The following is a 5231-nucleotide window of genomic DNA, read 5'->3' on the forward strand; positions in this document are numbered from 1 at the left end:
AAATCTGATCACCAGCCAACTGCATAACCATTTCTTCGCAAATCCGCGCCGCCCATAAGCCAACCGGTTTTACGATCGATACTGACTCCTTGTGCGCCGCCTACCGTCATCGACCAGTCCCCAAGGCTGGTATCAATTATGTATCCCATATCCCTTAACGACTTAATCACTTTTGCCGGGACCCTCGTTTCCATAATCAATTCCCTTGCAGGCACGGAACCCAGTTCATCCTTCCAGCGGAAACGGGGTGCACTGATCGCATCCTGAATATTCATACCAAAATCGATGGCATTTATAGCTACCTGGGGTACAGACTGAAGAATCCCGAAACTACCTGGAGAGCCTACGATTAGCTGAGGCTTGCCATCTTTATGGAATTGTAACATACCGCCTATACACCATCCCACAGCTTTACCCGGAACAACACTATTGGCTAAACCCTGCTCGGCCGACATCCAGTCAAGGGCACTGTTAAACACTACCCCGGTATTTCCAGCGACGTATCCGCAGCCAAAACCACCCCCGTGCGTCTGGATAATTACCACAGCATTACCCCACTTATCTACGGCTGAAAGGCTCGTTGTGGCATATTTATATTTACTTAGGGTTGCAGGATCCTGAGGGCCGTTATCTAAATTTAGAGAACTTTTATTGGTCATGCCTGCCATACGCTCTTTTACACGTGCGACAACCTTTTCCCTTTGTTTTGAAATATAGGCGTCTGATAACAGCATGTCTACGGGAACCGAAACATATTTAGGATCTCCAATATGTTTATCGGTATCTATTCTGCTAAGATAATTTGCTTCGAGTAAATGAGCCAGGTATTCTACACTATTATGGCCCATTTTCTTTAGGTCAAAACCTTCCATAATCTTCAGCACCTGCAGCTGCTGTATCCCCATTCCTGGAGGAGGATTGTTATACACTGTGTAATCCCGGTATTTAATAGAAATAGGGTCAACCCAATGGACTCTATCAGGCACTAATGCCAAATCCTTCTGAGTAATAAATCCACCATCCCGGGCAAAAGCATTCGCCATTTCTCTGGCAATTTCACCCTTGTAGAAAACATCGATTCCTTCTGCAGCAATCCTCTTCATAGTTTTCGCCAGGGGCTTATTGGAAAAAATATCTCCAACAACATAGGGATCCTTATCATTCTTGAGGTAGATCTTCCGGGATTGAGCGTGAGGAGCTATCCTGTTCACAGTTCCTGCCCACATCGCCTGGTCGAACTCTGTAACAGGAACCCCGTTGTCAAGGTAATCAATGGCACTCTCAAAAACTTCAGAAAGAGACATAGTACCGTAATCTTTCAACGCCCTGTCCCATCCTGCAAGGTTACCCGGAACAGCAGCGATACGTGGCCCGATAGTTTCCATAGCCCCGTGTCCTGCACCATCAGCGACCCTCACATCTTTTTTAAATCTTGTAATTTTGAATGTTTCAGGTACCCATCCACCAAAAACAAGAGACCTGACCCTGTTTTCCCTGGCTGAATAAAAAAGCATATAGCCCACTCCGGCAGTACCAGACATATAAGGTTCAGCGGCATTCAGGGCCGCTGCGGCAGCCACGATTGCATCAATAGCGTTTCCGCCTTTGACCAAAATTTTCTGACCAGCAAGTGTTGCAAGAGGATTTGCTGTAGCAATCATACCGTTCTTTCCAAGAGCCGCAGGACGGAGGTTATCTTTTGCTGCCTGAGCTTGAACTTGCAGGTTGGGCAATAGAAGGAAAGATGCTATTCCGGTAACCAGAAGTATTTTCTTTTTCCAGTTTACGATGTTTTCTTTTTTATTCATAACAAATAGGTGAAAATTTCTGGATCAGAAGGGTAAAAATTAAAGTTCTGGGCATATAAATGTATTTATTATTTTTCAAACGGGAATAATGGCTTACGCCTGTTCTCGTACCTGAAAAGAGTCATATCGGCCTGGGTTACTCCTGGGGTATTCACCTGAATAACGGTTGGACAGACAGAAGCGTATGCTGCTATTGGAGCATTTACACCTTTGGCAACAATTGCATCAAATTCCGACGGCTGCACTCCCTGGGAAATTAATTGCTGAAGGCTGAAGGGCATCACTCTCAAAGAAGTAAGCATGATCACACTACCCTCCTCAGTAGCAACGACAGCTGTTCTGCCCATCTTAAAATTTACCTGCCCGCCGTGACGGGGATTAGTTTCCTGGAATTCGCCATTTGTTATACGAAGTAGCTTGACCTTTAGCCTGCAAGTTCTTATTCCATCATTACCTGTACCTACTATTATCAGTTTGAACGTTTCACCAGGCTGATGATTTTCGGCCATACGCACCGCATCAGGATCGTAGATACATACAAAATACTTGTACTTTTTACGCTCTTCGAAAGCTTCGAGAATGCAACAATTATTTGCTGGCCCCCCACCTCCAACATTATCTCCCATATCGAGTAATAGAACCGGCTTTTCACTCGTTTCTATCATATTCAGAGCGGATGGAATATCATTTTTATGGCCAACGAAACTTTCCCGTCTGTTGAGAATATATTTCTCCAACTTCTTTGCAGTTTCAAGGGCCTTGTCTCGATTTCCGTTCGCTACCACGATAATCGAGGCACCCATTTCTTCCACATCTGCATAAGGAAAGCCGTGCAGGATACTAAGTGATAAGATTTCAGGATCCCTGCTTAATTCATCAGCATAGGCATAAAGACTTTTGCAGGGTTCATGATCTGTTAACTGCTGCTCGATACTAATGGCCAATGGAAGCTGAATTAATACCTGAACCGGATTGGTTTTTCCTCTTAAAAATTGCACCAGCAGATTCGCTGCCTCAATACCCCGCTGCCTCATATCGACGTGAGGATTCTGTTTATACGCTACCAGCGCATTAGTGGATGATACCATCAGAGGGCTTACGTTTGCGTGCAAATCAAGGGTGCCAAAAATTGGAATAGAATCACCTAATTTTTTCCTGACCAGGCTCAACCAATGTCCATCCATATCGGGGAATTCTTCAGACACACCGGCACCATGTGGAATAACGAGACATGCATCAACAGGGAGAATCTTTTCAAGCTCTTCCATCATATTGGTTAGCAAGTCATTGTAAGTATTTGCAGAAATCGTACCCCCCGGTGTTGCTGAAGCGTACAGGATTGGGACAATTTCCATCCCTTCCCTGTCCATCACTTCCATCATTCCCCCTATTTCGTTATGGGCAGTCTCGTACTCCTTCCTTATAGCATTGCCCCTTAAATAATATCCATTCATAAAGTCGGCGGTAACAGTAGCCTGAGGGACAAAAGTGTTTGACTCGTGATAAATTCCGAGAAGGGCTATTCTAAAAGACATAAACTTATTATTCCGCATTAACAATTCAAAAATTAATCGACCTGAGGTGCTGACTCATCTAAAGCTTCTGCTCTGGGCCGATTACTGTTCCAGTACGAAGCAAGAATTGATGACGAAAAGCCCATGATCGGGCCGCAAACTGCAGTAGCAAGCCCAACAGTTGCGATCTTTCCCATAACCTTTGCGATCCCTGAAACAAGGCCTGCATTTTGGGTTCCGGTGGTAATTGCAATTGTACGGCAGTCATCTTCTGATAATTTTAAAAGTCTTGCTAACCAGTAACCAAAGAAAAAGCCGAAGAGGATCAGCAGAAAAACTACTATGATCAATTCAATTCCAATATTGAGAATACTATCTCTTCCGGCAGCCATAATTATGGCAACTATAAAAGCTACACCGATCATAGAAATCAGAGGCATCGAATCATCAAGCCATTTTGCTTTTCCATGCAGGAACTTGTTAAAAATGAGTCCGGCACCAATAGGAATAAATACCATTTTGATTATTCCCCACATCATTTCACCCACATTTATTTCTATAAACCCATTTGCAAGAACTTTCATCAGCAGCGGAATGAGAAATGGTGCAAGCAATGTGGTAATGGCAGTAATCGTAATCGCCAGTACTACATTTGCCTTGGCCAGGTAACACATAACACTGGCTGTAACTGATGTCGGGGCGCAACCGAGTAAGACGATCCCTGCGGAGATTTCGGAAGGAAAATCAGTGAAACTTGCCAATGCGAAACCAAGTAAAGGCATAATAGTATATTGGACAAAAACCCCTACAATCACTGATCTGGGAGATTTTGCAAGAGCAACGAAATCTTTTAGGCCCATGGAACACCCCATCCCGAACATTATGATCTGGATGAGCGGGGTGATAAGAGTGGCAAACTCGAAACCATTATATTCCTTAAAATATTGGGGATAATACAATGACGTAGCAACTACAGAAAGTATGACTGTAGTGAATGTAAGTCCGCGGAGAACTGGAAAGCCTCTGAAACTAATAGCAAGCAATAATAAGAAAGCGATGACAAATGGCCCTGCGTTTGCGATATTGTCATTAGCTGCCATGTGAATGGCAATTAAAAGACTTAATATAGAAACACCCAGCAAAACCTTGGGAAAGACTCTCCTTTTCATTGAATAGAATTAAATATGTAAAAATTAGACAGATGCCTTCTGGAATTCTTCTCTAACCCTGTTTGCTACAATTTTATCCTGTCCGGGTTTCAGCTGCCATACGGATAGTTCGATTCCATCTTTTTTGCTACCCATAGTGCCAGCTCCCATTACTTCAATACCTGGATTCCCGTTCCACAAACGCTGTTTAAGATCCCTTCCGGTCATCTTAATCAGGTTAGTATCCCAAGAAAGGTGTAACGTTGGCGTGTAGTTAGCAATTTCCGGAATGAAAACTTCTGTTTGTACTCCTTTTATACTTTTAAGTGTATCCACTACAACGGCCATTCCAGCTTCCCATGTTTTCCATTCTTTCACATGATCCATGTTAATGTGGCGTTCCAAAGCCACATACATAGCAAGGATTTCTTCCTTATTCACTTTATGCCCTCTGCAGATGCCACTGTTTGGCGGCGCACTTAGACGCGCAGCAGCAATCAGGTCTTTTTTTCCCATGAGAATGCCGGTACTTTGAGGGCCTCTCATTGCTTTGCCTCCCGAAATAGCTACCAGATCAAAACCCAAATCATTAAACTTCCACAGATTGTCTACAGGATGCGCGTCTGAAGCGATATCGATCATTGTGGTAATTTTATGCTTTTTGCCCAAAGCGAGCCACTGTTCATATTTCAATTCACCCTTGTTCAACTCCCTGTTCAGGAACCATAGCATTACAGTTTTTTCATTAATGGCTGCCTCAA

General features: G+C 43.7%; 4 protein-coding genes. All 4 read right to left on the bottom strand.

The genetic code is table 11. The features are described from left to right. Nucleotides 1-8: 8 nt before the first annotated feature. Nucleotides 9-1808, bottom strand: coding sequence for a gamma-glutamyltransferase (gene ggt / locus WKF69_RS15435; RefSeq protein ID WP_340383013.1), 1800 nt, complete (start codon nucleotides 1806-1808; stop codon nucleotides 9-11). A gap of 68 nt (nucleotides 1809-1876) precedes the next feature. Then, entirely contained in the window at nucleotides 1877-3343 is a 1467-nt protein-coding gene (locus WKF69_RS15440; protein WP_340383015.1) for a M81 family metallopeptidase, read from the bottom strand. Between the two features lie 32 nt (nucleotides 3344-3375). After that, complete coding sequence (locus tag WKF69_RS15445; protein ID WP_340383016.1) at nucleotides 3376-4491, bottom strand: bile acid:sodium symporter family protein; 1116 nt, start codon at nucleotides 4489-4491, stop codon at nucleotides 3376-3378. Between the two features lie 24 nt (nucleotides 4492-4515). Then, nucleotides 4516-5231: aminotransferase class V-fold PLP-dependent enzyme (locus tag WKF69_RS15450; protein WP_340383017.1), on the bottom strand; the 716-nt coding region annotated here is incomplete at its 5' end.

Origin of the sequence: Daejeonella sp. (assembly GCF_037719425.1) — a bacterium.
Lineage (GTDB): Bacteria > Bacteroidota > Bacteroidia > Sphingobacteriales > Sphingobacteriaceae > Daejeonella.